The 25,459-nt window shown below is 65.3% G+C and carries 26 protein-coding genes and 2 pseudogenes; 7 read left to right on the top strand and 21 right to left on the bottom strand.

Annotated features, from left to right (window positions below):
- The 10 genes and pseudogenes from ACIP9X_RS18860 to ACIP9X_RS18815 form a co-directional block, all read right to left on the bottom strand.
- Positions 1–312 (bottom strand): annotated as a pseudogene (locus tag ACIP9X_RS18860) (hypothetical protein); the annotation flags it as partial.
- A gap of 69 nt (positions 313–381) precedes the next feature.
- Positions 382–858: pseudogene (locus ACIP9X_RS18855) on the bottom strand (M23 family metallopeptidase); the annotation flags it as partial.
- A gap of 351 nt (positions 859–1,209) precedes the next feature.
- Entirely contained in the window at positions 1,210–1,830 is a 621-nt protein-coding gene (locus ACIP9X_RS18850) for a hypothetical protein (RefSeq protein WP_400481286.1), read from the bottom strand.
- 716 nt (positions 1,831–2,546) lie between these two features.
- Positions 2,547–2,798: a hypothetical protein gene (locus ACIP9X_RS18845; protein ID WP_400481285.1), complete on the bottom strand. Its 252-nt coding sequence runs from the start codon at positions 2,796–2,798 to the stop codon at positions 2,547–2,549.
- Between the two features lie 220 nt (positions 2,799–3,018).
- A complete protein-coding gene (locus ACIP9X_RS18840; protein ID WP_400481284.1) occupies positions 3,019–3,210 on the bottom strand; it encodes a hypothetical protein in 192 nt (63 codons plus the stop codon).
- Entirely contained in the window at positions 3,207–4,121 is a 915-nt protein-coding gene (gene ribA / locus ACIP9X_RS18835; protein WP_400481283.1) for a GTP cyclohydrolase II, read from the bottom strand. Before ribA ends, ACIP9X_RS18840 begins: the two co-directional genes overlap by 4 nt.
- Positions 4,122–4,261: 140 nt before the next feature.
- Positions 4,262–4,636: a cupin domain-containing protein gene (locus tag ACIP9X_RS18830; RefSeq protein WP_400481282.1), complete on the bottom strand. Its 375-nt coding sequence runs from the start codon at positions 4,634–4,636 to the stop codon at positions 4,262–4,264.
- Positions 4,637–4,716: 80 nt separating this feature from the next.
- Positions 4,717–5,361 carry a dihydrofolate reductase family protein gene (locus tag ACIP9X_RS18825; protein WP_400481281.1) on the bottom strand — a complete coding sequence of 215 codons (645 nt, stop codon included), beginning with the start codon at positions 5,359–5,361 and terminating at the stop codon, positions 4,717–4,719.
- A 15-nt stretch (positions 5,362–5,376) separates the two neighbouring features.
- Complete coding sequence (locus ACIP9X_RS18820) at positions 5,377–7,380, bottom strand: VWA domain-containing protein (RefSeq protein ID WP_400481280.1); 2,004 nt, start codon at positions 7,378–7,380, stop codon at positions 5,377–5,379.
- A 27-nt stretch (positions 7,381–7,407) separates the two neighbouring features.
- Positions 7,408–8,796, bottom strand: coding sequence for a magnesium chelatase (locus tag ACIP9X_RS18815; RefSeq protein WP_400481279.1), 1,389 nt, complete (start codon positions 8,794–8,796; stop codon positions 7,408–7,410).
- Positions 8,797–8,906: 110 nt separating this feature from the next.
- Here ACIP9X_RS18815 and ACIP9X_RS18810 point away from each other — a divergent pair, with 110 nt between their 5' ends.
- Both ACIP9X_RS18810 and ACIP9X_RS18805 read left to right on the top strand, forming a co-directional pair.
- Positions 8,907–9,578, top strand: a complete 672-nt coding sequence (locus tag ACIP9X_RS18810) for an MSMEG_4193 family putative phosphomutase (RefSeq protein WP_400481278.1) — start codon at positions 8,907–8,909, stop codon at positions 9,576–9,578.
- Positions 9,575–10,294, top strand: a complete 720-nt coding sequence (locus tag ACIP9X_RS18805; RefSeq protein ID WP_400481277.1) for an SCO1664 family protein — start codon at positions 9,575–9,577, stop codon at positions 10,292–10,294. Before ACIP9X_RS18810 ends, ACIP9X_RS18805 begins: the two co-directional genes overlap by 4 nt.
- Before the next feature lie 175 nt (positions 10,295–10,469).
- Here ACIP9X_RS18805 and ACIP9X_RS18800 read toward each other — a convergent pair whose 3' ends face one another.
- The 3 genes from ACIP9X_RS18800 to ACIP9X_RS18790 all read right to left on the bottom strand — a co-directional run bounded on the left by ACIP9X_RS18800 (position 10,470) and on the right by ACIP9X_RS18790 (position 13,054).
- Entirely contained in the window at positions 10,470–10,736 is a 267-nt protein-coding gene (locus tag ACIP9X_RS18800; protein ID WP_400481276.1) for a DUF1876 domain-containing protein, read from the bottom strand.
- 121 nt (positions 10,737–10,857) lie between these two features.
- Complete coding sequence (locus ACIP9X_RS18795; RefSeq protein WP_400481275.1) at positions 10,858–12,204, bottom strand: phosphoribosyltransferase family protein; 1,347 nt, start codon at positions 12,202–12,204, stop codon at positions 10,858–10,860.
- A 229-nt stretch (positions 12,205–12,433) separates the two neighbouring features.
- The gene (locus tag ACIP9X_RS18790; RefSeq protein ID WP_400481274.1) at positions 12,434–13,054 is read right to left on the bottom strand and encodes a dihydrofolate reductase family protein; all 621 of its coding nucleotides are present in this window, start codon (positions 13,052–13,054) and stop codon (positions 12,434–12,436) included.
- A 209-nt stretch (positions 13,055–13,263) separates the two neighbouring features.
- On the opposite strand from ACIP9X_RS18790, the gene ACIP9X_RS18785 reads away from it, so the two are divergent.
- Positions 13,264–13,815, top strand: coding sequence for a dihydrofolate reductase family protein (locus tag ACIP9X_RS18785; protein WP_400481273.1), 552 nt, complete (start codon positions 13,264–13,266; stop codon positions 13,813–13,815).
- Between the two features lie 193 nt (positions 13,816–14,008).
- Positions 14,009–14,449, top strand: coding sequence for a CBS domain-containing protein (locus tag ACIP9X_RS18780; RefSeq protein ID WP_400481272.1), 441 nt, complete (start codon positions 14,009–14,011; stop codon positions 14,447–14,449).
- Positions 14,450–14,543: 94 nt separating this feature from the next.
- Here the strand turns inward: ACIP9X_RS18780 and ACIP9X_RS18775 are convergent, their stop codons facing one another.
- The 5 genes from ACIP9X_RS18775 to ACIP9X_RS18755 all read right to left on the bottom strand — a co-directional run bounded on the left by ACIP9X_RS18775 (position 14,544) and on the right by ACIP9X_RS18755 (position 19,730).
- Positions 14,544–14,699, bottom strand: a complete 156-nt coding sequence (locus tag ACIP9X_RS18775; protein ID WP_400481271.1) for a hypothetical protein — start codon at positions 14,697–14,699, stop codon at positions 14,544–14,546.
- A gap of 6 nt (positions 14,700–14,705) precedes the next feature.
- A complete protein-coding gene (locus ACIP9X_RS18770; RefSeq protein ID WP_400481270.1) occupies positions 14,706–14,828 on the bottom strand; it encodes a hypothetical protein in 123 nt (40 codons plus the stop codon).
- Positions 14,829–15,001: 173 nt separating this feature from the next.
- Positions 15,002–15,997: an NAD-dependent epimerase/dehydratase family protein gene (locus ACIP9X_RS18765; protein WP_400481269.1), complete on the bottom strand. Its 996-nt coding sequence runs from the start codon at positions 15,995–15,997 to the stop codon at positions 15,002–15,004.
- Positions 15,994–18,714 carry an alpha/beta fold hydrolase gene (locus tag ACIP9X_RS18760; protein ID WP_400481268.1) on the bottom strand — a complete coding sequence of 907 codons (2,721 nt, stop codon included), beginning with the start codon at positions 18,712–18,714 and terminating at the stop codon, positions 15,994–15,996. Before ACIP9X_RS18760 ends, ACIP9X_RS18765 begins: the two co-directional genes overlap by 4 nt.
- Positions 18,708–19,730 carry a 3-oxoacyl-ACP synthase III gene (locus ACIP9X_RS18755; protein ID WP_400481300.1) on the bottom strand — a complete coding sequence of 341 codons (1,023 nt, stop codon included), beginning with the start codon at positions 19,728–19,730 and terminating at the stop codon, positions 18,708–18,710. The genes ACIP9X_RS18760 and ACIP9X_RS18755 overlap by 7 nt, the downstream gene beginning before the upstream one ends.
- A gap of 220 nt (positions 19,731–19,950) precedes the next feature.
- On the opposite strand from ACIP9X_RS18755, the gene arfB reads away from it, so the two are divergent.
- Together arfB and ACIP9X_RS18745 are read left to right on the top strand one after the other, a co-directional pair.
- Positions 19,951–20,373 carry an alternative ribosome rescue aminoacyl-tRNA hydrolase ArfB gene (gene arfB, locus ACIP9X_RS18750; RefSeq protein ID WP_400481299.1) on the top strand — a complete coding sequence of 141 codons (423 nt, stop codon included), beginning with the start codon at positions 19,951–19,953 and terminating at the stop codon, positions 20,371–20,373.
- A gap of 371 nt (positions 20,374–20,744) precedes the next feature.
- On the top strand, positions 20,745–21,308 hold the full coding sequence (locus tag ACIP9X_RS18745; protein ID WP_400481267.1) for a hypothetical protein: 564 nt from the start codon (positions 20,745–20,747) through the stop codon (positions 21,306–21,308).
- 64 nt (positions 21,309–21,372) lie between these two features.
- Here the strand turns inward: ACIP9X_RS18745 and ACIP9X_RS18740 are convergent, their stop codons facing one another.
- The 3 genes from ACIP9X_RS18740 to ACIP9X_RS18730 all read right to left on the bottom strand — a co-directional run bounded on the left by ACIP9X_RS18740 (position 21,373) and on the right by ACIP9X_RS18730 (position 24,064).
- A complete protein-coding gene (locus tag ACIP9X_RS18740; RefSeq protein ID WP_400481266.1) occupies positions 21,373–22,206 on the bottom strand; it encodes an alpha/beta fold hydrolase in 834 nt (277 codons plus the stop codon).
- 40 nt (positions 22,207–22,246) lie between these two features.
- The gene (locus ACIP9X_RS18735) at positions 22,247–22,906 is read right to left on the bottom strand and encodes a dihydrofolate reductase family protein (protein WP_400481298.1); all 660 of its coding nucleotides are present in this window, start codon (positions 22,904–22,906) and stop codon (positions 22,247–22,249) included.
- A 135-nt stretch (positions 22,907–23,041) separates the two neighbouring features.
- Positions 23,042–24,064: an alpha/beta fold hydrolase gene (locus ACIP9X_RS18730; RefSeq protein ID WP_400481265.1), complete on the bottom strand. Its 1,023-nt coding sequence runs from the start codon at positions 24,062–24,064 to the stop codon at positions 23,042–23,044.
- A gap of 523 nt (positions 24,065–24,587) precedes the next feature.
- Between ACIP9X_RS18730 and ACIP9X_RS18725 the strand changes: the two genes are divergently transcribed.
- A complete protein-coding gene (locus ACIP9X_RS18725) occupies positions 24,588–25,400 on the top strand; it encodes a hydrolase (protein WP_400481264.1) in 813 nt (270 codons plus the stop codon).
- Positions 25,401–25,459 lie beyond the last annotated feature (59 nt).

Below are 25,459 nucleotides of genomic sequence, written 5' to 3'. Positions count from 1 at the left end.
CAGCACCGGCGGATCCGGAGAGACCGGCGGCAGCACCGGCGGATCCGGAGAGACCGGCGGCAGCACCGGCGGATCCGGAGAGACCGGCGGCAGCACCGGCGGATCCGGAGAGACCGGCGGCAGCACCGGCGGATCCGGCTCGGGAGGCTTAGGCGGTGCCGTACTCGGTGATGGTTTCTCGGGTGACGGCGGTTCGGTCACGCGGCCCTCGTGGTCGCCGCCAGTAACACTGCGGTCTACGGCTTCCGTGACAGGAACTGCCCATACCGGAGCACGGGCAGCCCGCACGCCGCGGCCTGGCTCAAAGTTCAATCTCGGAAGGTCATCGAGTTGAACCAACTGAGAAATGGGCAGGAAATCCCAGTTGTCTGGATCTGTGTGGACTCCTTTGACGATCGATTCGAAGTGGAGGTGACATCCTGTGGAGGAACCGGTTGTGCCGACACGCGCAATTACTTCACCGACGTCGACAGTCTCACCCTGTTCGATCGTGCTCGATTCCAAATGGTTGTACGTTGTGATGAGCCCGTTGCCATGGTCGACTTCTACGCGGTTTCCACCACCCCAAAGGTGCCACCCAACTGCCCTGGCCACGCCCGCGTCAGAAGAGTAAACACGTGTCCCACACCCCGCAGCGAAGTCCTGTCCATAATGAAATTCTCCGGCAGCGCCAGAAATCGGGCTACTTCGAAGCCCAAACGCGGAAGACCGGTTCAGAACTTCCAGAGGCGCAAGCAGCTTTCCAGCGGGGGGGCGCTCAAGCCCATGAGAGGCTACATTCCTTTTCCGAGTACCGTCTGCGGCGATGGTGTCGACAATTACACGTTCGAAAGGAACAAGGCCGTAAGGATCAACCATAAAAGAAGAAGACGCTGCGATATCAGTTCTCGGAATAGTCCGTGCGTCCACAGCCTCCGAGAAGGGCATCGCCACGTCGAATCCGGAAGCGCTGAGTCCAACCAGAGCAGCCAAGATGGTCAGCAAGAGGGGCTTTATCCGACCGGGACCCGCCGTCCCGCCGGCATTGTGCTTCCCTACGTAATTACCCATAGTTCACCGAGTCCCTTTACTGAAGCAGCTTTCATTTTCTTCGGCCGTATCAATGAAAGGGGCGCCTGAAGGGACACTCAGGGGGGCACTCTTGACGGCGTTGTAAGCGGCATCGACAAAGCGGCGCACCGTGCCTCGCCGCAAGGGAAGTAGCCAGGCTTATAGGCGTTCTCTCAGGCAGAGCTCGACGAGGTTATGCATGGACGCCCTGAGGCCAATACCCCCGTCACTGAGGTCAGGCTCGTTGCGAAGACTGGCAAAGCCGTTTGCGGCATCGACTACCTGCAGCATCTGATCTGTCCATCCATCAGCTATCCCCACTTTCAGGCGCTCCATATTAATGAAGCGAATTTTTGCTGCATCTATTAGAACCGCGTCAATGCTCGCCTGGTTTATGGCGTCACGGGCGAACGAACACGCCAAGGAGAGCACCGCCTGATCGTCCCAGCCCTGCGTCGCCTCACCCAAGGCCCTACCACCCTGCGTCGCCTCACCCGAGGCCGTACCACCCTGCGTCGCCTCACCCGAGGCGGTACCACCCTGCGTCGCCTCACCCGAGGCGGTACCACCCTGCGTCGCCTCACCCGAGGCGGTACCACCCTGCGTCGCCTCACCCAAGGCCGTACCACCCTGGCTCAGCCCGTTCTGGCCAAGGGATATAGCGCTGACAATTGCAACCCCAGTCAAAGCCAGTACAACCCAGCCTGCCGAGGCCTTGCGCCCTTTTGGAGGAGTCGGCGGTCGATTCGGTGGGAATGCAGTGGGTTCACTGCTGTACATGGCCGTGCCCTTTCACTACTCGCGCTTTTACCGCAGACTGCGATGAGAAATCGTCGGATCGAAAGCTACTCCGTTCTGACGATCGGGGGGCAAGCATCAGATGCGCCCATCATCAAGACCAACTATGCAGAGGCGGATAGGAACGCGCACCTACGGCACTGTCTTACCAGCACGAGGCGGCGCTCGGGCACTGGCTGGACGCCCGCCCCAGCAGTACCCTCTCGTCATAACGCCGCCACCGGTCACCGACCCCGTTCCCTTCCCGGTCAGTGAAGCACGACGCCGACTTACCGTGCAGGTTTGTCGGTACAGCCGTCTGGGTGCCAGGCGCTGCCCGCTCGGGCAACTCCGCTCACGCACGCCCGAGAACTCACGGGATCGTCAAGGCCGGATTGGTATCCCAAGGCCACGAGATGACAAGAGTCATGCTCGCCATATCAACAGAATATGAACCTCCACGAAAGTCTGGGGCCGGAGACCATCCTCCTGCCGCCATGTAATGGTCGGAATGTTTGATAGAGACAGATCCGATGCCGCTATCCCCGGTGCTCAGCGATCTACGGAGCCCCGGCTCAAATAACCATATGACCGGGAAAACACTGTTCCCGAACCCGGACAAACAGGAGCTTAGGATGCGAACTTCGACTAGAACGCGGGAACCGTGAATCCGAGGCCCAGCAGTCCCCGGCCCGCCTGCTCGAGGATCGGGTCGGCGCTCAGCGTCGGGTGGTTGAGGAGCACACCCACGTCGCGCTGGATCCGCTGAAGGGGATGCGAAAGCCGGTGGGCGCTCCCCCCGATCCGGACATGACGAGCCGGACAGCTTCTTCCGATGCCTCGCCGCTGAGGGCCAGGGCGAGCCGGTAGCGTGCCCGCTCCTCCTCCGTCAGGGTTGCAGGCTGGCGGCCAACTGACTCCGACACCAGGCCGACTGCGTCCTGCCAGTGCAGCTGCGCCGTGGCGACCATGCCGTAGGCCTTCGAGAAGCCTGCGCGAGCGGGGAATCCGCCTGGCGGTTATCTGCAGTGTTCTTCACTTTGCGCAGCATCATGCGTTCCCGGAATACGTCCACAGCGTACTCAGCGGCTCCAAGGGCGGCAGCGGGCGCCACCAGATTCAAAAGCGTGGCCATGGGCGTATGGATGAGCGGATCAGAGTGGATCATGCTGCCGGGGTAGTCCGCCGAGCTCAGGAGAGCCCAATCCATGGCCCGGTGCCCGGGAACGAACAGGTTCTCGGCACGCAGGTCGTTGCTGCCCGTCCCCGCAGCCCGGCCGTATGCCAGACGTCCAGCAGCTCCAGCTCGGCGACCGGGACCAGGCACTGCAGGCGGACGCCGTCGCACTGCACCCCGAGCAGCGCCCACTCAGAGTGCATCACCCCCGAAGCGAAACCCCAGTGACCCGAAATCGAGAACCCTCCCGGAACCTTCCTGGCCGTACCCAAGGGTGCGCCGGTTGCAGCCGCGAGCGGCGCCGGCCCGTCCGCGAAGACTTCGTCCTGGACCCGCTGCGGCCAGCGCGCCAGCATCCAGGTGTGCTCGATAGGTGGCCCGCAGTCCAGGCAGTGGACGCACATCCCCGCGAAAGCCGCCGAATCACCTCGGCATAGGTCTCCACACCCGGGGAGAGATGAACCCCCGTGGGGACCTGTTCAATGATGTCGATGCCACGGGATCTCAGCTGCGCGCCCTTGTCCGGGTTGTTGCTGAGCAGGCGGATCTTCGTGGCGCCGAGAGCATCCAGCATTTGCGCCGCGGCTGTGTAATCGCGCTCGTCTTCGCCGTGCCCCAGGGCCAGGTTGGCTTCGTACGTGTCGAGGCCCGTGTCCTGCAGCGCGTATGCATCGAGCTTGGAGTACAGGCCGATGCCGCGCCCTTCCTGGCGCAGGTAGAGCAGGAAACCGCCGACGGCGGCAATGTCCTCGACCGCTTCGCGCAACTGGGGACCGCAGTCACAGCGTTGGCTGCCAAACACGTCACCGGTCATGCATTCGCTGTGCAGCCGGACCAGGGGTGCACCTTTGGCCGCTGTCACATCCTCCGGCAGCCCCGCCCCCGCTAGCCGCGGCCCCGATACCCTGGGCCCCGACACCCGCTGCAGGAGCGCCTGTTCCCATTTTCCGAGTGCGAGCAACAGGTGTTCCTTGCCGTCTGCGAGGCCATGGAATGTCAGCACCTCGGCGGTTGCGGTGAACCCGTCCGGAAAGCGAAGCGGCACGACGACCTGGCTGCGGACGGTGGCCCTGGGACGGGCGGTGGCCTGCGCGGCAGTCTCAATGTAAGCGGTCATCTGAGATCCTCGACATTCCTTGAGCGGGAAAATACTTGAAGCTTTAAGTTAAAGCTACAGGCCACTAATTCAACCTTCAAGTAATCCCAAGGCGCTACGTCATGTTGGACTCAGCCCGGGCGGTTTCCTTTGGTTTGCCGTCAGGCAGGCTTGGCATAACTGGCGGCGCTCATGATCTCGTACCCGACAAAGGTTTCATCGCCTTCAACCCATGCGTCGTGGCCAGCGGGAATTGCGTAGGCGTCACCGGCTTTGACGGTGGCCCGCGATCCATCCTCCATTTGAACCGTGAGGGTTCCCGAAGTGCAGAATCCGAGATGGTTGTTTTGGCAACTGTCTGTGTGCACAACAGTCTTAACGGTCTCGGACCAGCGCCAGCCAGGCTCGAAGGTGAATCTCCCGAGGGTGGTGTCGCCGATGTTTACCACGTCGACTTCGGTCTTCGGCGGTCGGCGTTTTTCATCCGCGTCGTTGAAGGACTTCGATTCCAGGGCCTTGACAGTTACTGCGGACATTTCGTCCTCCTGCAGCATGGGGGGGGTTGATGGCGCTATCAGAGTGCTCTTAGCGGTAGGGCCTGTCAATACGCATGGCGCTACGGCTCCGGCGTCCGACCGCTGCCCGGCGGACCGCTGAGCACTGTGGGAATATACTCGAGCAGCTGGAGCCGGCCGTCGAAAGTCCGGCTGTCCACCATCTGGAGCGAGACGTCCGGGTAGCCGTCGTAGATCCGCTCCCGTCCGGTGCGGCCCGTGATCACCGGGAAGACGACCAGCCGGAACCGGTCCACGAGGCCCGCGGTCAGCAGCGACCGGGACAGGCTGAGGCTGCCGAGGGTACTTAGGGTCCCGGTGCGCGTCCGCTTCATCTCCATCACGGCCTCGACCGCGTCCCCGGTGACCAGCTCCGAGTTCGGCCAGGTCAGGGGTGCCTGCAGGGTGGAAGAGAAGACGACCTTGGGCACGGCGTCGAGGCCGGTCAGGGCGGCTCCCTCTTCGTCCGAGAATCCCGAACCTTCGGCCGCGGCCTCCTCTGACATGCCGGACATCAGCCGGTATGTGTTCGCCCCCATGAGGAAGGTGTAGTCCTTCTCCCCCTCCTGCTCAAGCCACGCCAGGTATTCCGGTCCCTCCAGGCCCCACCAGCCGGGCCATCCCTCGGCGGAGGCATACCCGTCCAGGGAAATGATCAGGTCCACCATCAGATCTGCTGATGACTTCTCAGCCGTTGTCTCGCCCATCGCCTTCTCCTCGCTTCATGAAGCCCAGTCGGTGTCGTCGTAGGGGCCGTGGAAATGGGCACGTAGGTATTCGCCCACGACGGCCGCTCCAAGATCCCCGACGTCGGGCGCCACAACCCTGCCGTCGATGCGCCGGGCCATCCGCTGGACAAAACGTTCCAGGGCCGGGTCCCCGCCCAGACGGAAGAACGTGGCCTGCACGCCCGCACGCCCGAGGCGGTCCAGCTCGGCCACAGTGACGCGGATCGTCTCCGGGTCCGGCGGCCAGGAGAACCACGACTCGCCATCCGCCAACAGGTGTGCGGTAGGCTCGCCGTCGGTCACCACCAGGAGGACGGGCTGCATCGACGGGTGCCGGCGGAAGAACCGGTTGGCCAGCAGCAGGCCGTGATGCAGGTTTGTTCCCTGCTCCCGTACTACCGGCAGGGCCGTAAGCTCACCGATGTCCATGGCCTGCGCGTACCGGCCGAACGTGATCAGCTGTAGCCGGTCCCCGCGAAATCGGGTTGAGACGAGGTGGTGCAGGGCCAACGCGGTGCGTTTCATCGGCACCCACCGGCCCTCCGCAGCCATTGAGAACGACACATCGGCAAGCAGGGCGACGGCTGCCTGGGTACGCGCCTCGGTTTCCGCCACCTCGATGTCTCCCATTCCGAGGCGCAGCCCCCTTGCCGGATCACCGCCGTCGGCCATGGTGCGGCGGATCGCGTTTGTTATGGTGCGCGTGACGTCCCACGGTTCGGCGTCGCCGAACTGCCATTCACGGCTGGAGCCGGTCTGCTCGCCGGCCGCCCCGGCCACGCGCGTGTCCCGGCGACCCTGCCGGCCGGACAGTTGTGTGGCAGTGTCCCGTAACAACGACTTCCCCAGCCGCCGCATGGCTTGCGGCGACAACCGCAGGCCGCCGTCGGTATCCCGCCGCAGATAGCCGCCGTCCTGCATCGCCCGCTCGATCTCCGCCAGGGTGCGGGCCGAGACGGCGGCGTCCGGGCCCAACTGGCGGGCCAAGGCGTCCAGATCGAGGTCATCAAGGCGCGATCCGCTGTAGGACTGGGAAAGCTGCTCGGCCAGTTGGTCAAGTTCGGCGATGTCCTGAAGCACGCCCGTGCCGTCACCAAGCCCGAGCCCCTCCTGGCCGTCGAAGCGCTCAGACCCGCTCCAGTCCTCGCCGGGCCGCAGGGCGCGCAGGTTCGAGTCAAGTTGGTCGAGCTGCGCCATCAGTTGGGCCGAGCCGAACGCCTGCCCCGAAAGACGCATCAGCTCATCACGCTGCTCCTGGGACATGGACTGCAGGAGCCGCTGGGCCGCGGCCGAGCGCTGCGCCAGGGCGTCGATCAGCTCCTCGACCGATTGCGGATTCTCCGGAAAGAATTGGCCGTGCTGCGCCATGAACTCCTGGAAGTCCTCGTCGGTGTCCTCGCCGCGCCGGTGCTTCTCGAGCAGATTGTTGAGGTCTTGCAGCATTCCGCTCACGGCTGCGCGGTCCGCTTCTGTGGCGTTCTCCAGCGCTTGTTTCATGCCGGCAAACCGCTGGTCAAGGACCTCACGGCCCAGCAGATCCTTGATCTGCTCGTAGGCCTCCCGGGCGGCGCCAGACTGCCAGTCATAGGAGGAAAGCTCGTTGACCGCCGCTGCCGTGGAGTAGGGCAGGTTCTGAAGGCGCATCTCCCGAAATGCACGGTCCGTGTTGTCCATCATGGCGTCCCGGACCAGTTGCTTGCGCTCCTCCAGCACGGCGGTGTCGAGCAGCTTCCGGACCTCGCTGAGCGTGCCGTCAAGCCGGTGCCGGCCGAGCAGATCACGCCGGCGCTGCTGGACTCGGCCGGCAAGGTCGTCCAGACCGTCACGGTTCCGGCCGCCGCGCCGCAGGAACTCCTGCAGCGCATGCCGGGGCGAGTAGCCGGCCATGACCTCCTCTGCGATCGCCTCGAGCGCCTCGGCCAGGTCCACAGGCGGGGCCAGCGGATCGGGTCCGCCAGCGAAGCGGCCGTACCGGGAGGACCGGTTGTGAGCGCTCATGATGGTGCCTCTCCCTCCCCCGTATTCCTAGCCGTAGATCGTCTCTCCGTCGTCGGATTCCTTCGAGATCCGCCGGGCGAGGTAGAGACCTTCCAGTGCCAGTTCGATGGCAGCCGCGCGCTGCCCGTTGTTCTTTGCCTCCGCCCGTGCGCCGATCTCGTCGTACAGGCTGGAGCCGTTGAGGGACGGGAGGTTGTCGAGGAACTCCCGCGCAGTGACTTCTTCCCCGGTGGTCACGGTCCGGTGGCCGTCGAACGCCGCCACCAGCGGACCGAAGTCGAGGCCGCGGTAATGCTCCCGCACCGCTTCCGCCGTGGCCGTGCGCACCAGGTGGTCAAGGACGGCCTGTTCCCGCCCCTCCTCGCCCGACTCGAACTCGATCTTGCCGGAGAGGACGTCGACAGCACTCTCCAGATCAACGATCCGCGCGACGGCCTCGTCCTCCCCGCGCATGGTGGCCCGGCGCAGCGCCGCTGCCGCCACGGTCTCGGCGCCGGCAATGCCAAAGCGGGCAGAGACGCCGGAGCTCTGGTTGATAGCCGGGGACTGGCGCAGCGCCCGGGTGTAGCGCGCCAGGATCTCCAGGAGAATCACTGGAACATCGGCCACCAGCCGCCCCTCCTGCCGAATGACCGCGACCTCGTCGTCGAGCTCTATCGGGTAGTGGGTTCGGATCTCAGCCCCGAAGCGGTCCTTCAGGGGTGTAATGATCCGGCCACGGTTGGTGTAGTCCTCGGGGTTGGCGGAGGCGACGACCAGCACGTCCAGCGGCAGCCGCAGCACGTAGCCCCGGATCTGGATATCGCGCTCCTCCATGACATTGAGCATCGCCACCTGGATCCGCTCGGCGAGGTCGGGCAGTTCATTGATGGCCACGATGCCCCGGTTCGAGCGCGGGACGAGGCCGTAGTGGATGGTTTCGGGGTCTCCGAGGCGGCGGCCTTCGGCCACCCGCATGGGGTCGACGTCGCCGATGAGGTCGGCCACGGAGGTGTCCGGTGTCGCGAGTTTCTCGACGTAACGTTCCGAGCGGTGGCGCCAGGCCACCCGCATCCGGTCCCCTTCTGTGAGGGCATGGGCCCGGGACTGTTCCGTGATCGGTTCGTACGGGTGTTCGTTGAGTTCCGATTCCTCTATGACCGGCGACCACTCGTCCAGCAGCCCGGCCAGGGTGCGGAGCAGCCGGGTCTTGCCCTGCCCGCGTTCGCCGAGCAGGACGACGTCGTGACCGGCGATCAGGGCATGCTCCAGCTGGGGCAGGACGGTCCGGCCGAAACCGTAGATACCGGGCCACGGATCGCGGTCAGCGGCGAGCGCGGCGAGCAGGTTGTCGCGAATCTCATGGCGCAGGTCTTTGTGGACGTGGCCGGCTGCGCGCAGTTCTCCAACGGTGAAGATATCGGGACGATCACTCACACGTACACCGTAGTCCTCGAACCCGCACTGAATCGAGGGTCCGGCTTCTTCCAATTCCCGCCCGTTGGATTCCCACCGTTGGACAGTGGAACCACTTAAGCTGGGTGCTGATGACTGAAGCCACGCCCTCGGGACCATCGCCGCCGATGGTGAAGCAGGAGACCACCCTGCTTCTGCTGGTGCGGCACGGCCAGACGCCCACCACTGGCGCGGTGCTGCCCGGGCGGGCTCCGGGACTGCACCTGTCGGACCGGGGAAGGGTCGAGGCTGAACGGGTGGCGGAGCGGCTCGCAGGTCTTCCCGTCGATGCCATCTACTCCTCGCCGCTGGAGCGTGCCCGGGAGACAGCGGAGCCCGCCGCCGCATCCACCGGACTCGGGGTGCATCTCAACGCAGGGCTCATCGAATGTGACTTCGGGGAGTGGACCGGGGCGGCGCTCGCCGAACTGTCGGGGCTGCCGCAGTGGCAGAGCGTGCAGCACACCCCCTCATCCTTCCGCTTCCCGGGCGGGGAGGGCTTCCAGGAGATGCAGGCGCGGATCGTTGGAGCACTTGAGGCGATGCGCAGCGCCCACGCCGGGGGCGTCGTCGTCTGCTTCTCCCATGCCGATCCAATCAAAGCTGCCCTCGCCCACGCCCTTGGCACGCATCTGGACCTCTTCCAGCGGATCGTTGTCAGCCCGGGATCCATCTCGGTTATCTCGTACGCGGATGGCCAGCCGCCGGCCGTGCTCACGGTGAACTCGACCATGGAACCCCTGAGCGGGCTGCGTGCGCCGTGAACGGGGAGGAAGGGTGTCCCGGCCGGGAACTGACGCTGCTGGCCGATGGCCGCATCGAGCTGCTCGGACGGATCCTGCGCAGCAGCAATGAGACGTTCCTGGTCCAGCTCTCCCGCGGAGACGCCGCGGCGTGGGCGGTCTACAAGCCGGAGGCCGGCGAACGTCCGCTGTCCGATTTTGAACCCGGGCTGTACCGGCGGGAACGTGCCGCGTACCTGCTCAGTGAACACCTCGGTTGGGCGGTTGTGCCACCGACCGTGATCCGCGAGGACTGTCCCCTGGGGGTCGGGTCGCTGCAGTGGTTCATCGAGGGTGACCTGCGTGAGCACTACTTCACGCTGTACGCGGACTCGCCCGAGACCCATGCCGTTTTAGCGCAGATCGCGGTGTTCGACTGCATCACCAACAACACCGACCGCAAGAGCGGGCATGTGCTGCGCGGCGACGACGGCCATGTGTGGGGCATCGACCATGGGCTGTGCTTTTCCGCAGAGTTCAAACTGCGCACCGTGATCTGGGACTTCGCGGGCGAACCCATCCCTGGTCCTCTGTTAGAGGACATCACCCCGCTCGCCGACGCCGTGCCTCCCGGCGTCGCCGAGCTCCTCGACGGCGCCGAGGTCGCCGCCCTGCGGCGCCGGGTGCAGCGTTTGCTGCGCGAGGGTGTGCTGCCCGTGGACCGCACCGGCAGGCGTTACCCCTGGCCGCTCGTGTAAGAGGCCTGCACCGGCCTTGCCGGGTGGCTGGGCATCCCGGCCGCGGCCGGGCCCTTCCTGATCTCCGCGGCAGGTATGGCCGTTGGGGCGGGAATCGTTCCGGCATCAGCGCCCTGGCCGTGGTGCTGATCGCTGCTGTCGCTGCGGCCCTGCTACGGCTGGCGGCACGGCAGCGCTAGGAGCGCAGATGTGCCGGCTCTTTGGTCACTTTCTCGATATCGGCCGCGGTGACCTCGATCAGCTGATGTGCCAGGTCGGCCAAGGCGCGGGCGGTCGCCAGCTCGTCGCCGATCTCGGGGACATCGGAATCTGCCGGATTCAGCCTGGCCATACCGACGCCAACCAGTTCAGACCGGTTCTCTACCTGCAATCGCGCCGTTGCCCGCGTCTGGCTTTCATGTTCGTCGATGACGATGTTCACCGACCAGCTTTTCTCTTGCATGATGGTCGCCTCCTCGATCCACTTTCCACATTCTCCCCCTCGTGTCGCGTCGTCAAGGGCCCCCCTAAATCCACTCCCCCGCGGTCAGCAGCGACGCCTTCACTTAGGGAAAATACTTTCGCTATTCCTCAACGCCCCTGCCGTCCTGCCGCGGCAACAGATGCCTGACAAACCAATCCTTGGCCAGAATCGCCGCTTCCTCCAATGTGCCGGTTTCCTCAAACAGATGTGTGGCTCCCTCGACAAGCTCCAGCCGGTTGGGGCAGCGCAGGAGGGCCTGCGCCTGACGATTCAGTTCAAGGACTTTGTGGTCCGCACTGCCGACGATCAGGAGTGTCGGGGCGTGGACAAGGGCCAGCCTCTCGCCGGCCAGATCCGGGCGGCCTCCCCGGGAAACAATTCCGCCGATCCGTTGTCCCCGTTCCGCCGCCGCCCACAACGCGGCACCGGCCCCGGTGCTCGCCCCGAAATACCCAACAGTGAATGGCGCCGCTCCCGGCCTGTTGCGAAGCCAGTAGCTCGCCGCGTTCAGCCGGTGCGCCAGCAGTTCTATGTTGAACACGTTGGCGCGGTTCTGCTCCTCCGCAGGGCTGAGCAGGTCCAGCAATAAGGTCCCAAGGCCCGCCCGCTGAAGTATCGAGGCGACGAACCGGTTTCGCGGACTGTTGCGGCCGCTGCCGCTTCCGTGGGCGAACACCACTACACCTTCCGCGTTCCCTGGAAGGCAGAGGTGTCCTTCAAGCCGCACGCTCTCCGAATCGATCTGCACATCTTCATCGACAGAGTCGAAGGCGCCTACAGAGTTCATGGCGCCCAAGGACGCATCCTTTAGCCGCTCGGCAGCAGCGTCGAGCAGCCGCAGCACCTCGTCGTCGTGCGTCTGCGAGAAGTCACGGTAGTGGTAGCCGATGGCCGTCAGGCTCCGTGGCGTCACAAGGCACACCACCTCGTCCGGTTCCATCAATGTGCGAAGGACTTCGGCAGCGGCAACAGGAACGGCGAGAATCACTCTCGCAGCTCCCAGCTTCCGTGCGATGCCGCAGGCCACCCTGGCCGTTGACCCGGTGGCGATGCCGTCGTCGACTATGACGGCGGTGCGGCCCTTCAGATCTATGCGCCGCCGTCGGGTGCGGTATCGGGCAACTCGTTCATCGAGCAAGGCATGCTCGCGCCGTTCAACAGCACGCAGCTCTTCCTGTTTGACCCTTGTGGCTGACAGGACGCGTTGGTCCAGCACAGATGCGTTGTCCTCCCCTATCGCTCCCATCGCGAGTTCGGGCTCAAACGGTACTCCCAGCTTGCGCACTACGATCACATCCAGGGGCGCGTCAAGGGCCGCTGCAACCTCGAACGCGACCGGAACCCCGCCGCGAGGCAGTCCAAGGACGACTGCATCCTGGCCACGGAGATGCCCCAGACGCAGCCCCAACTGCCGCCCTGCATCAGCTCTGTCCTCAAAAGTGCCCATCGCGCAACGTTCCCCTCAGGGACGTTTCATCAGAACAGCGGACGCGGCCCTTCAGAACTCCGCCTCTTGAACCGGAAAACAGACGCGCCGCGGCTTCCTCCTTCAACTATCTCTCACTAATCAGAACCGATCGAGACCCGATTGCAGGCATCAAAGCTGAGGGGCCTTCAAGTTCCACCCCGCAGGCTGAAGCCCCGTGAACAGAGCCAGGGCCTCCCGTCGCTCCAGCTCAGGCCCGCACGCGGTAGGTCACGTGTGTAACCAGTCTCGCCGCCCGCGCCTTCACTTGTTCGAGTTTCAGTGGCGGGACGCCCTCAAACAGCCGCGTGCCGGCGCCGAGCGTTAGCGGCGCAATGTGCAGCCGCAGCTCGTCGATCAGGCCGGCGGCGAGATACTGGTTGACGGTTGTCGCGCCGCCCTGGACCGCGACATCGCCGTCGCCGGCAGCCGCACGTGCCTGCGTCAATGCCGACTCGATTCCGTCAGTGACGAAGTAGTACGTAGTGCCACCCTCCATCGGCTGAGGCTCGCGGGCATGATGCGTAAGCACGAAGACCGGGGCGTGGAACGGCGGATCGTCGCCCCACCAGCCGTTCCACGCCCGATCCCACTCACCACGGACCGGGCCGAACATGTTGCGCCCCATGATGAATGCTCTGGCGGCGGTCATCTGGTCGGTCTCGGCACGGTTCTCCTCGGGAGTTTCGACCAACCACTCGTGCAGCTTGTTGCCCCAGCCGTCGCCGCCGTCGTCGCCGAACGGGCGGTCCTCTGTCTGGTTGGGCCCGGCCGAGTACCCGTCGGCCGAGACCGTAATGTCGCAGATCACCCTGCCCACACGTTGGGTCATGGCTCTTTCCTCCCCGTAGCGACCTCCATCGCCCCCGTGGTGAGCTTGCTGTCAAGCATCAGCATAGACAGGCACAGCCCTACAGAAAATGGCCCCGAAGGAGCTAACGAAAGGTCGGCGGCGGGATTCCGCCGAGCGCAAGGACCTTCCCCTGGCAGCTGCCACCGGAATACCGTAATGCCTGATGACCCGATTTTTAGGAGGCCCCGATGCGCAAAGTCACCGCCGGACTGTTCCACTCCGTGGACGGCGTGGTGCAGGACCCGTTCAAGTTCCAGTTCGACAGCTTCGATGAGGACCTGGGAAAGGGACTGACCAAGATGATCAACACTGTGGACACAGTCGTTCTGGGGCGGGTCAGCTATCAGGAGTGGGCGGGGTACTGGCCCAACGCTTCCCAGGACGAGGACTTCGCCGCCTTCATCAACCCGGTCGAAAAGTTCGTCGCCTCCCGCACCCTGTCCCAGCCCTTGGAATGGGAAAACTCGCGCCTGATCGAGGCGCCGCTGGAGGAGTTCGTCGCCGACCTTAAAGCGCGCGACGGCGGCGAGATCGCCGTATGCGGCAGCATCTCGGTGACCCGGCAGCTGCTGTTCGCCGGCGTCCTGGATGAGCTGACACTCATGACGCACCCCGTCGTGGCCGGCAGCGGACGGCGGCTATTCGAGGACGGCGACCCGCTGACCAGGCTGGAGCTGAAGGACCAGTACAGGACCAGCAAGGGCAACGTCGTCAGCACCTACAGCCTGCGCAACGGTTGAAATTGACGAAAAATCTGGCGGGATGGGGTCGCCCACCGTGCTCGCGAAGCCAGTGGTACGGGCCGCCGCGCACCCGTCCCTAAAGGTTCGTAACCGCCGTCGACATCGGCGCCGGCCCCGGCGTAGGCTGGCAGCATCGGCGCATGTGCCCGGTGACTCTTGCGTCGATACCTCAATCGATGAAGGAGGAACAATGAGTGCAGTACGTGAATTCATGACGACGGATGCACAGTGTATTAGGGAGAACCAGTCCCTCGTAGATGCAGCACGGATGATGCTGGACCTGGACTGCGGATCGTTGCCGATCTGTGGTGACGACGGCAAGTTGATGGGCATGATCACTGACCGGGACATCGTACTCAAGTGCGTGGCCGTGGGCCGTGATCCACGCGAAATGATGGCCCGTGACCTCGCCGCGGGCAGGCCCCACTGGATTGACGCCGACGCGAACGTTGACGCCGCCATCGAAATGATGGAGAGGTACCAGGTGCGGCGGCTCCCGGTCATTGCTGACCACAAGTTGGTAGGCATCATCAGCCAGGGTGACATCGCGCGCAACTACTCGGAAGAGCGTGTGGGCGAACTGGTGGAGCACATTTCCGAACGCAAGCGAATGCAGTCGAGCAGCTCATAATGTGAAGCCGTTCATGGGCAAACAAGCGCCACGGAATATACTCCGTGGCGCTTTTCCGAAAGTAAAACCCCCTGATTGTGGCAGGGGGCAGTTTTTACTCGCTGCTGTAACGGGCAAGTGCTTCAGCGTAGACAGTGGCGGTCTCGTGATCGCCCCTATCGGTGTATTTGGCGATGATGTTCGCCAGGTCGCGCCTGATGACCCACTGCGGGTCATACGATTCGTGGGGACGGGGAAGGTAATCGTTCATAATTTCTCAGCCCTTTTCAGCGGTAGCGTCTTCGCGCTCGAGCAGGTAGCGCAGAAACGCAGCTTGATTGTCGATTTCCCGCTGCTTGCGCGGGGAAACCCAATCCAACAGATCCTTGTCTTCAGCCATTGATGCTCACCCCCCTTCACGTATTGATGCTCACCCCTTTTGGGAAAGGTAGGCGAAGGTTTCAGGCAAGATAGGCGAAAGTCTTGTCGGCTGCCGCCCTGGCCCGGCCGAACATGGCAACGGGCGTCCGCTTCTCCTCGGCGGACACGTGGCCTTCGTTGCAGCCGGTGTCCTCAGGATCGGTGAACCCGCACCGCTGACCCGGTACGGTAGTGCTCAGCGAGCCTCGCCAATCCGTCATCAAGCGAGACAGCGGGCGTCCAGTTGAGGAGTTCCCGGGTCTCGCGCTGGTCGAACCAGTGGGCAGTGGAGAGCTGCTCAGCAAGGAACCTGGTCATCGGCGGCTCCTCTTGCCGCCCGGCCCAGGTCCAAAGCTTCTCCACGACCGCTCCCGCCGCCCGCGCCACCCCACCCGGGACAGTCCACGACGGCGCCGGGACGCCGCCTGCAGCGCATATGCCCGCCAGCAGCTCGCCGACCGGGCGGGGCTCACCGTTGCTCACAACCAAGGCCCTGCCATGGACGTGCCCCATACGGTGCAGCGTGGCGACGATGGCCGAGGCGGCGTTGTCCACGTAGGTGGTGTCGATCAGGGCCCCACCGGCGTCGAGCAGCGGCAGGCGGCCGCGGCTGGCTCGTGCCAGGACCCGTTCCACCAGTTGGGTGTCGCCGGGTCCCCAGACGATATGGGGGCGCACCGCTGCGACCCGGAATTCCGGAGCGTTTGCTGCCAGCGCCAGTAGCTCCGCCTCGGCCTTGGTGCGGGAGTAGTGGCCGTGCGCGTGGTGTGGGTCAGCCGGCTCCGCGCCCAGCCCGGCGATGGCGGCGCCGGAGTTGGCCACGGACGGGGAGGAGACGAACACCACGTCCCGCACGCCGGCCTGGCGGGCCGCATGGAGCAAACGGCGGGTCCCTTCGACGTTCACCTCGTCAAACTCTGCGGCACGGCCTGTAAAAGATACCTTCGCGGCCAGGTGGATGACGCCCTCGGCGCCGGCGACAGCTCTCCGGAGCGCCGCATCGTCCGTGACGGATCCGCAGAAGTCGGCAGCGCCGTCGACTCCTGATGGACGGCGCTGGAACGTAGCGACGGCATGGCCCTGGCCGACCAGTAGCCGGGCCACTTCCCGCCCGAGCAGCCCGCTCGCGCCGGTGACGAGGAGCCTCATGGCTCTCCCGGACGGCCGCCGGCCAGCACCCGCGAAGCCCAGCGGGACAGGCGGGTCCTGTCGATTTTGGCGTTATGCCGGATGTCGGTGGGCTGTGCGGGGACTGCGAGCACAGCGGAGACATGCACGCCAGCGTCACGGGCCGCCCTGCGGACGCGCCCGGCGAGCTGCGGCGCAGCAGGGCCGGCTTTGCGGGCGGGAGGTACGGTCTCGACGACGGCGACGACGGCCTGCGTCCCTGCCGGTCCGACCCCGGTAATGGCGGCCAGCCGGACGCCGTCCAGGCGTTCGATGGCCTGTTCGGCGCCCACGGGCGTCACCACAGCACCGGGCGCCGTCACGACATGGGCGAGGCGTCCCTCCACCCAGAGCCGCCCGCCGGCGTCGAAGTGCCCCACGTCGCCCGTGCGGTGCCATCCGGGCAGACTGGCGCTCTCCCGCTGGATAAGCCAAAGCCTGTCGTATGCTTCCTTGACGTGCGCGGCGCTGACCAGGATCTCGCCGGTCACACCAGCCTCGGTCACGGGATGGGGCCCGGGGGCGGTGCCATCCGCCGCCAGTGGGACGACGGCCACGCGGGCGCCATGCACGGGTCTCCCCACGCACACGCCGTTCCCTGCTCCCGCCGCGGTGCCGGCAGCAGCGTCGGCCTCCGCGGCGCGGATCTGTTTGAGGCTGATGTCGGTGACGGGCAGCGCCTCGGTCATCCCGTATGGGGTATGCAGCGAGGCCCGGGGCAGCAGCTGCTGCACCTCCGCCAAAAGCGGTTCCGGGACCGGCGCGCCGGCGGAGAGCAGCAGCTCGACACCTTCGAGAGCTTTATGCCCTGCCCCATTCACGCCGTCCCGGGTGGCAAGGACGTTGCGCAACGCCGCCGGCGAAGCGAAGACCACCGTGGCGTCTATGGCCGCGGCGGCGTCCGCCAGCGCGCGGGCCGTCAAGGTCCGGGGGGCAGTGACGTCCATGGCCGGCGTCACGGAAACCGCTCCGAGCGCCGGCCCCAGCAAGGCGAACGGGGCGAAGCCCGCCACCAGTCGGGCACCGGAACGGATGCCGAAGGTTTCGGCCAGCGTATCCCGCATCGCGGCCAGCTGCCGATGGGTGTAGAGCACGCCTTTGGCGGGACCGGTGGAGCCGGACGTGAAGAGCACGGCGGCGTCGGCATCCGGATCCGGATCTCGATCCGGAGCCAGGGCCGGACCCCGGCTGGGGAGCTCCGGCCGCAGGCTCGCTCCGCGCCGGGTGAGGGCGTCCAGCGAGGTTTCGGCGCCAAGGATTCGGCGGCGGGCGGCCTGCAGGCCGCGCACGCTGATCCGCCGTCCCGGCCAGCCGAGCACTGATGCAGCCGCCAGCGCCTTGTCGATTCCGATGAGGAAATCGGGGGTGGCACCTTTCACGGCGCGGCTCAGGCCTCTGGTCCCCAGCCCGGCGTCGGCCACGACCACCACCGCGCCCAGCCGCAGGCAGGCGTAGAGGGCTACGGTCAGGTCCACTCCCGGCGGAACCATCAGGCTCACCCTGCTGCCGCTCCCCACTCCGGCTTCCTGCAGCCCCGCTGCGAGGTCAAGGATATTCCGGTCCAGCTGCTGCCAGCTGAGCGAGCGGCTGGTTCTGCCATCCGCAGCCATTTCCGCGACGGCGGTATCCCCGCCCGCGGCTCCTGCCGCCAGCTCGGTGAGCGGCCCCCAAAGGGGCCGAAATCCCTCCTGCTCCGGTTCGGCGGCTTCCTCCAGCCCCGGGCCACCGACCGTCACTGCTTCCGCTGTCCGGGAATCGCTCCCGGTGGTCATGCCTTGCTCGGCGAGCCAATCGAAAACGGGTGTGGCGACGTCCCGGTCTTCCGCGACCAGGTGGCCGGCACCCTCGAAGCGGTGCACTTTGGCGTGCGGCAGCCGGCCGATAAGGTCCTTGAGGTACCGGTCGGAAAAGATCGGGTCCCGCGGGCCCCAGAGCATCAGGGCCGGGACCTTCAGCCCGCGCAGCCCTTCCGCGACCCGGCGGAGCGCCGGGTAGCTGGGGTGGGACGCGTCGGCGGGAATGTCCGCGACAAAGTTCCCCACGCCGGCACGGCGGCCGGCACCACGGTAGGGGGCCATGTAGGCCTTCCGGATGTCGGCGGGCAGCGGCGGGTTTGCGAGCGAGTGTGTCACGCGCAGGAAGGCGTCCGACGTCGTCGTTCCCCATCCGTGCACGGCGGGGTGCAAGGCAAGCCGCAGGGCTGGCGGGATGCCCGAATCGGAGGGCTGGTGGACGGCGGTGTTGGTCAGCACAACACCGGTGAGCTGCCGCGGGTGTGCCAAGGCCCAGCCCAGGCTGATCACGCCGCCCCAGTCGTGGCCCACCGTAACGACCGGCCCGTCAAGGCCCAGTGCGTCGGTAAGGTCGCCCAGGTCGTTGATCCGGTCCGCCAGGCGCCGGAACCTGCCGGTGCGCTCCGAGTAGCCCATGTCCAGTTGGTCCACCGCCACCACACGCCACGGATGTGCCGGGTCGGATCCGGCGGCCAGCAGCGTCCGCCACAGGTAGGACCACGTCGGGTTACCGTGCACGCACAGCAGGGTGCCGGCGGGAGTCAGGCCGCGACGGGAGAGGTGGGCAGCGTTGTCGAGCAGGTGCCAGCGGCGCACCGTCCCGGGCGCATCGGCGGCGGAGGTGGAGGCCACATCGGTTTCGCGCGACCATTCAGGCTCGACGCCGGGCCAGTCGGCGGCTACCAAACGATTTCCATCATGGCGGTGTTCAGGCCGGAACCGACGCCCATGCACAGCACGCGGTTCCCGGTTTCGAGGGTTTGCGCTTCGGCAGCCAGGGTCATGGGGAGCGAGGCCGGGCCCACGTTGCCCCAGTGCGGGAACGTGATGGGCACCTTGTCCGGGTCCAGGTCGATGGCATCGATGATGGCCTTCGTATAGGCATTGCTGACCTGGTGCGTGACGTAGCGGTCCATCGAGCCCCAGTCCCACTCGGGCTGTGCCTCGTGCCAGGCGTCGACCACGAGCTGCAGGCCGCCGTCGAGCAGGCCCCTGGTGTCCGTGGCCATGCCGTCGATGCCGCCCACGCACAGTTCATGGTGCTCGGTGCCGGCCCGCATCACGCCGCCGATAAGCCGGTGCGCCCCGGGCTGCTCGTCGGCGGGGCCCAGGACAGCTGCGGCGGCTCCGGAACCCAGAGTGAGGGTGGCGAACTCGCGGTTGAAGTCCTCGCGGGTCGTCTCGGACCGCTGCAGCCGGGCCAAAGTTGCCTCCTGCGTGGCCTGGGCATCTTCACCGTTGACGATCATCGCGTACTTGACCTGGCCGGAGTCAATCATGTTGGCCGCCAGGGTCATGCCGTTGACGAAGCCGAGGCAGGCGTTAGCCAGGTCAAAGTTCATGGCCGACGATGGCAGGCTTAGTCCGTGGTGGATCTTCACCGCGACAGACGGTTCGAGGTTGCGCCGGGTGACCGAGGTGTTGATCAGCAGGCCGATTTCGGAAGCTTCGACGCCGGCCTCGGCCAGGGCCTTCGCGCCCGCTTCCACGGCAGCATCATCAAACGATGTCCCGGCGGCCCACCAGCGGCGGTGCGTTATGCCGGCAACGCGCTCAAGCAGCCGCGGCGGGAACTTCAGCCGCTGCAGGGTCGAAGCCAACCTGCGGTCGAAATCCGTGGAACTCACGATCCTTGGAGCCTCGACACTGCTCACCGCAAGCAGCGCGGTGTTGCTGTGCCGGAAGGTTGCATTCCCTGCCAATTCAAGCCCCTGTTCGTTCCGTCCTGCATTCATGCGGTGACTGTACCCATAAACGCAGGCCCAAGAACTTAACTATGCCGGTGCGGGCCCGGATCCTGCATATTTTCCGCTCGTGGCACCGCATTTGTTCCCCAACGCTTTCGTGCGGAATGCCGCGCATGTGCAGTTTCCCCTGTCGGGCACGGCTTCGATCGCGCCCTTATTGTGCAAGGCTGGTTCCATGGATCTGGAAGTGTCGCCCGCACTCACGATTCCGACGTCGGAACTCGGCTGGCGGTTCTCGCGTTCATCCGGGCCAGGGGGTCAACACGTCAACACCTCTGACAGCCGCGTCGAGCTCTCATGGAACCTCAGGGACTCCGCGGCCCTCTCCGACAGCCAGCGGCTGCTGCTGCTGACGCGTCTGCGACGCCGAATAATCGCCGGGGTGATTACCGTAACCGCCTCCGAGAGGCGTTCTCAGCTACGCAATCGCGAGATCGCCCTCGCCAAGCTCGCCGCCCTCCTGGCAGAGGGCCTTGCTCCCGAAGCTGCCGTCCGCCGTGCGACCAAACCGACCCGAGGCTCCAACCGTCGGCGCCTCGCCGCAAAAGAACAACGGGCGGCCACAAAACGGCAACGACAACGACCGTCCGCCGAGTAGCACCGTTCGCCGAGCAGCACCTCCAGTCGACAGGTCTTACAGCGCCATTGGCGTCTTGGAGGCTCATGTGTGCCCTCCCCTGCTCGACGCATTCCCGCCGCGTCGCGATAAACTGGATTATGGTCGGTGCCCCGCTCCGTCTCCTGGCTTGGTTCGTCAGCCTAGCGACCCTCCTCTCGGGCTGCGCGCCCGCTATCAGACTCGATGAGGCCGCCACTGAGCGACCGATCCAGACCTCCTCGGCCCCGCCAGCCGCACAAGATGACATTCCTGCTCCTCACCGGACCCCGTCCGCCACCCCAACATCGCTTCCCACGCCGACCCCGGTGCCCCAGGCGTTCGCCCTCAACCTCTACCAGGAGGGGGACTTCGTGCCGCAGTACACCTTTGAGTGGTGTGTGGCGGCGAGCATTCAGATCATGCATAACCTCATCGACCGCACGGGGACCCGCACGTGGACCGATCGCGTTCAGCAGGGCGAGCTGTGGGAGATGGCCCGGGCACGGTCGTCCAACTCGTTCAACGGCGCCAACCCCTTGGGTTGGGCGGAGGTGCTGACCAAGGTCGGGATGGGGCCGTACACCGTCGTCAGCATCGCCGACTACAAGGAAGCGCTGCGCACCGCAGCGCGCGCCATCGCCGACACGGGCCGGCCGGTGGGGCTGGTCATGTGGCGCGGCCGCCACGTATGGGTCATGAGCGGCTTCGCATCACTCGGCGACCCCGACAAGTTTCCGAAGTTCTCGGTCACCGGCATCCGCGTCCAAGATCCCCTCTACCCGTACGGCGACGATCGGTGGGGACCGTCCCCCGCGCCCAACGCCCTGCTCACCCCCAAGCAGTTGGCGACGCAGTTCGTCGTCCGCGAGCCGCGGCGCTGGAGCAGCAATCTGCCGACCGGCTACATGCTTGTGCTGCCCGTCAGCAAGGGCTGATCGGACCCTGGCGCCGGGCGCTTCCGAGGCCCGTGCGGCGCCGCCATCGTTCGGCGGGCGTCCCTCACGGGTCGGCCCAGCCGGCGGGCGCCGGCCCGTCGAGGAACGTGATCACGACCTCGCGCACGAGGTCGGTCCGCGCCAGCCCAAAGAAATGCGTCGTGCCGGGGAATACCGCGAGCTGCGACGCGGGCACACCCTCAAAGTCGCCATTCACGTCTCCGCCGCGCAGTTGGAGGAACTTTACCGCGTGGTCGAGCTTGACCATGTCGCAGTCGCCGACCGTAAAGAGCGTCGGGGCGGCGATTGCGCGGATAGCGTCGTCGCTCCATCCGGCTTCGCCCTCACCGTACCGTGCGAGCTTGTCGAGCAGCCCCTGCAAGTGCTCACGATCCGGATGCGGAGAGACGGCGAGGTAGCGCTCCTCCATCGGGGTTCCCGCAATCATGTCTACCGTCATCTCCGCGACCGCTTCGGCGTTGCCGCCACGGTCGCCCTCAGCCCGGAAAGACACCGATGAAACGATGAGCTTGCGAACGAGTTCTGGGTGGTTGATCGCCAGGTCCAGCGCAACCGCACCTCCGACACTGAACCCAAACACGTCCACGTTGTCGACACCAAGGTGTTCAAGCAGCCCTATGACATCAGATGCCAGAGCGGGGGTACCCAGCGGCCGATCGATGTCGTTGGTGCGTCCGTGCCCTTGGAAGTCCGTCGCGATCACCCGGCGTCCCGCCGACAGGTTCGGAATCAGCGCACCGAACTGCTGCTCGATGTCAAAAAGCCCGCCATGCAGGAGCAACAGCGGGGTCCCGCCGTCGCCATGCACCTCGTAGTACATCTGGAGCCCGTTGACCGGCGCATATCCGGTTTCGGGTCCGGCTGTCCCACCGGTCATCCGCAAGCCTCCTCTCGCCTCATTTGATGAACAGGTCGGCCTACCGGACCGTGCGACGAGTGAAGATCAGATGCAGAACTCCGTGTGGAGAAGGGGTGGCTTCTATTTCAAAACGTTGTTCGAGTCCTTCGAGTCCGTCCCAGAGCCGTTCGCCCCGGCCCAGGATGATCGGCACGAGGACGATGTGCATGTGGTCGATCAGATCGGCCTCGAGGAACTGTCGAACCGTGCTGACGCCGCCACCGATGCGGACGTCGAGGTCGCCGGCGAGGGCGCGGGCCTGCTTGAGCGCGGAGACGGGGTCGGCGTCAACGAAATGGAAGGTTGTTCCGCCTTCCATCTTGAGTACCGGCCGAGGATGGTGAGTCAGAACAATGACAGGGGTGTGAAAGACCGGGTTGTCGCCCCACCAGCCCTTCCATTCCTCGTCCTCCCAGGGACCGCGTTGAGGGCCGAACTTGTTGCGCCCCATGATCTCAACACCGATCCCGGGCCCCCACTGGCTGGCGAACGCCTCGTCGACGCCGAAGGACCCCTCGGACTCCCCGTGGATTCCCATTTCGCGGAAGGTGCGCGTCTCGAAAGCCCACTCCACTAGCCGTGAGCCTGCGTGACCGAACGGGGCGTCGAGTTGCTGGCCCTCGCCGGTGCCGAAGCCGTCGAGGGAGACCGAGAAGTTATGCACGCGGACGAGGGACATGTCATCTCCTGAAGCGCTTGTCATTAGCGATCACTGTATGGTGATCGATCGCAACGGCTCAAGACCGGCGATGAAAAAGATCAAGCCGCGATGCAGAGGGACACAACCAACCTGTTGGTTCTTGAGACACTGGCGCTACCCTGCGGGGCTAAGGAATAACCGGATTTCCTCTGCCATCCGCTTGGACTGCGTCCAGTGCAGGTAATGCCCGCCATCCAGGGCGACAACCTGGTGCCGTTTGACGTTCTCCAAGAGCGTCTGCGCCGCGGATGTCTTGGCGGCTGTTCCGCCGTTCTTTTCATCGGCAACGAAGGCCAGGACGGGCAAGTCATCCGGATAGGTAACTCCCCGGAGGGCCGCTGCGTTGTTCGCGATGCGGGCTGATTCGTCGGCTACGGCGGAATTGCCGAAGTTCCACATCATCATGGTGCGCATGCGCTTCAGCTCCTCCGGTGAATAAGCATTGCCGTCCGGATCGACGAGGCCAGGCGCCACCGTGACCACCGCGCGGACCAGCCCGGTAATGGCCAGGACCTTGCCCCAGTTAATGTCCGGCTGCGGCTCCTCCACCGTCTCGTCCCCGGGCTTGGGTATCGTCGCGTCGATGCCTACCACCGCAGAGACCTCGGAGCGGTACCGGTTGGCGTAGTCGAGCATGTAGAAACCTGCGATCGAGTGGCCTGCCAGAACATAGGGCCGCCGGACCTCGAGTTTGGCCAGCACCTCGTGGAGCTCATTGCTGATGCGCTCGTTGGTCCGTGCACTGGCTTCCATGTCGCTGTAGCCGTACCCGAGTCCTTCCACCACCATGACGTCGAAGCCGTTGAGTTCGCGGATCAGCGGCGCGAAGTCCAGACCAGGGGCGGGGGTTCCAAGGCCACTGAGCAGGACGATCGGCGGGCCCTCGTTCATCCCGCCGTTCCCGCTCCGGACCACGTTCAAGGCGCCACCGGTCACCTCAACCCGCTCACCGTAGGCTGCCGTCGTCGCCTTCTCCCTGGACTCCAAGACCACATTGACCACCGTGGACACCAAGATCAGCCCAAGGACAACGAGCGCCGCGATGCCGACGCGGCGCAGCCAGCGCATGGGCTTCTTCCGCGGCCCGGAAACCGCCGCTTCAACTGGCGGGAAACTTCTGCGGGAAGACTCTCGCATGGTGAACCGTCCAATCCTGGAAGCAATATGCGCTTCAGATTTTAGTCCTGCGTCCGCACAGCAGCTCCTGAAAACGGCGGCTCCTGAAATTGGAACTGCTGGGGCCCTGGCGCCGGGTAACTGCCAGTGTGATGTGCAGGCTCTTTGGTGCCGTGCTGGGGCCTGTGCTGCCTATTGCAGACACCGTCGAGACGAGAGATAAGGTATATGCGGCTGAGCGGGACGGTCGACGTCGTCGCCCCCGACTGGGCAAACTCTGAATGCTCTCAGAGCTTGGCGAACGCAAACTCATTGAGGCGCAGGCTGGAATCCTTCGACAGTTCCGGGCCCAACGTCGCGACCCTGTGAGGAGGGAAGATGTTTAACCCGTGCGGGACCAACGAATTTTCGACGGCGGCGAGCAGTGAAGTTCCTCTCTTCCTAGGAAACCTTCCAGTGCCATAGTCTGGGCACGCCGCCAGCCCGCGGCCGAAGGCGAAGAAGGCGCCACAGCAGGACACAAGACGCTTGGAAGGGACCAACCATGCTGATCTGCGCTACCTGTGCCGTCGAACGCGACGAACCTACCCCAGAGGTCTGCCCGATCTGCACCGATGAGCGGCAGTATGTGCCCGAGGACGGACAAAAGTGGCTCACCCTGGACGGTCTGGCGCAGGAGGGCCAACAGACATTGTTCAAGGAGAACGAGCCGGGACTCATCGGGATCCAGACGCATCCAAAAGTCGGGATCGGCCAGACCGCTCAGCTTGTGGCAACCCACGAGGGTTCACTGCTGTGGGATCCGGTCGGATATGTCGATGACGCCGCTGTGAAGGCAGTGCTTGAGCGGGGTCCGGTCCTCGCGATTGCCGCTAGCCATCCGCACATGTTTGGTGTGCAGGTCGAATGGTCGCATCGGCTCGGTGGCGTCCCCGTACTTGTGGCGGACGCAGACAGACGATGGCTGGGACGCAATGATCCGATCATCGAATACTGGTCCGGCAGCCAGAGCATCGCCGAAGGGTTGACACTACACCAGACCGGGGGGCACTTTCCGGGCAGCGCGGTGGTCCACTGGGCTGCAGGCGCGGCCGGCAGAGGAGCCCTACTGACCGGTGACAGCGTGTACCCGAATCCAGACCGTCGCTCCATCTCCTTCATGCGCAGCTACCCGAATCATCTGCCGCTATCCGGTGCGGTGGCGCTGCGAATCGCTGAGCAGTTGGGAGAGCACAAGTTCGACCGGATCTACGGCAACTTCAATAATGTAATCGCGTCGGGAGCCAAGGCAATTCTGCACAATTCCGCCCAACGGCACGCTGCTTGGGCGCGGGGAGACTTCGACCACTTGACCTGAACCGTCCGCTTCCAGAGTTCGCATCAGTTTGAGATCGAGTAGACGCTCTCTTACTCCGA

The organism is Arthrobacter sp. NPDC093125 (genome assembly GCF_044754225.1).
In the GTDB taxonomy this organism is placed as follows: Bacteria; Actinomycetota; Actinomycetes; order Actinomycetales; family Micrococcaceae; genus Arthrobacter.
The sequence above is the reverse complement of the archived record's forward strand: the minus strand, read 5'-3'. Positions and strand labels throughout refer to the sequence as shown.

What these genes read in the sequence shown, in the direction of transcription:
- ACIP9X_RS18850 (WP_400481286.1), bottom strand. Translation starts at nt 1,830, where the DNA reads ATGTACAGCAGTGAACCCACTGCATTCCCACCGAATCGACCGCCGACT.
- ACIP9X_RS18845 (WP_400481285.1), bottom strand. Translation starts at nt 2,798, where the DNA reads ATGGTCGCCACGGCGCAGCTGCACTGGCAGGACGCAGTCGGCCTGGTG.
- ribA (WP_400481283.1), bottom strand. Translation starts at nt 4,121, where the DNA reads ATGACCGCTTACATTGAGACTGCCGCGCAGGCCACCGCCCGTCCCAGG.
- ACIP9X_RS18830 (WP_400481282.1), bottom strand. Translation starts at nt 4,636, where the DNA reads ATGTCCGCAGTAACTGTCAAGGCCCTGGAATCGAAGTCCTTCAACGAC.
- ACIP9X_RS18825 (WP_400481281.1), bottom strand. Translation starts at nt 5,361, where the DNA reads ATGGGCGAGACAACGGCTGAGAAGTCATCAGCAGATCTGATGGTGGAC.
- ACIP9X_RS18820 (WP_400481280.1), bottom strand. Translation starts at nt 7,380, where the DNA reads ATGAGCGCTCACAACCGGTCCTCCCGGTACGGCCGCTTCGCTGGCGGA.
- ACIP9X_RS18810 (WP_400481278.1), top strand. Translation starts at nt 8,907, where the DNA reads ATGACTGAAGCCACGCCCTCGGGACCATCGCCGCCGATGGTGAAGCAG.
- ACIP9X_RS18800 (WP_400481276.1), bottom strand. Translation starts at nt 10,736, where the DNA reads ATGCAAGAGAAAAGCTGGTCGGTGAACATCGTCATCGACGAACATGAA.
- ACIP9X_RS18795 (WP_400481275.1), bottom strand. Translation starts at nt 12,204, where the DNA reads ATGGGCACTTTTGAGGACAGAGCTGATGCAGGGCGGCAGTTGGGGCTG.
- ACIP9X_RS18790 (WP_400481274.1), bottom strand. Translation starts at nt 13,054, where the DNA reads ATGACCCAACGTGTGGGCAGGGTGATCTGCGACATTACGGTCTCGGCC.
- ACIP9X_RS18785 (WP_400481273.1), top strand. Translation starts at nt 13,264, where the DNA reads ATGCGCAAAGTCACCGCCGGACTGTTCCACTCCGTGGACGGCGTGGTG.
- ACIP9X_RS18780 (WP_400481272.1), top strand. Translation starts at nt 14,009, where the DNA reads ATGAGTGCAGTACGTGAATTCATGACGACGGATGCACAGTGTATTAGG.
- ACIP9X_RS18775 (WP_400481271.1), bottom strand. Translation starts at nt 14,699, where the DNA reads ATGAACGATTACCTTCCCCGTCCCCACGAATCGTATGACCCGCAGTGG.
- ACIP9X_RS18770 (WP_400481270.1), bottom strand. Translation starts at nt 14,828, where the DNA reads ATGGCTGAAGACAAGGATCTGTTGGATTGGGTTTCCCCGCGCAAGCAG.
- ACIP9X_RS18765 (WP_400481269.1), bottom strand. Translation starts at nt 15,997, where the DNA reads ATGAGGCTCCTCGTCACCGGCGCGAGCGGGCTGCTCGGGCGGGAAGTG.
- arfB (WP_400481299.1), top strand. Translation starts at nt 19,951, where the DNA reads ATGGATCTGGAAGTGTCGCCCGCACTCACGATTCCGACGTCGGAACTC.
- ACIP9X_RS18740 (WP_400481266.1), bottom strand. Translation starts at nt 22,206, where the DNA reads ATGACCGGTGGGACAGCCGGACCCGAAACCGGATATGCGCCGGTCAAC.
- ACIP9X_RS18735 (WP_400481298.1), bottom strand. Translation starts at nt 22,906, where the DNA reads ATGTCCCTCGTCCGCGTGCATAACTTCTCGGTCTCCCTCGACGGCTTC.
- ACIP9X_RS18730 (WP_400481265.1), bottom strand. Translation starts at nt 24,064, where the DNA reads ATGCGAGAGTCTTCCCGCAGAAGTTTCCCGCCAGTTGAAGCGGCGGTT.
- ACIP9X_RS18725 (WP_400481264.1), top strand. Translation starts at nt 24,588, where the DNA reads ATGCTGATCTGCGCTACCTGTGCCGTCGAACGCGACGAACCTACCCCA.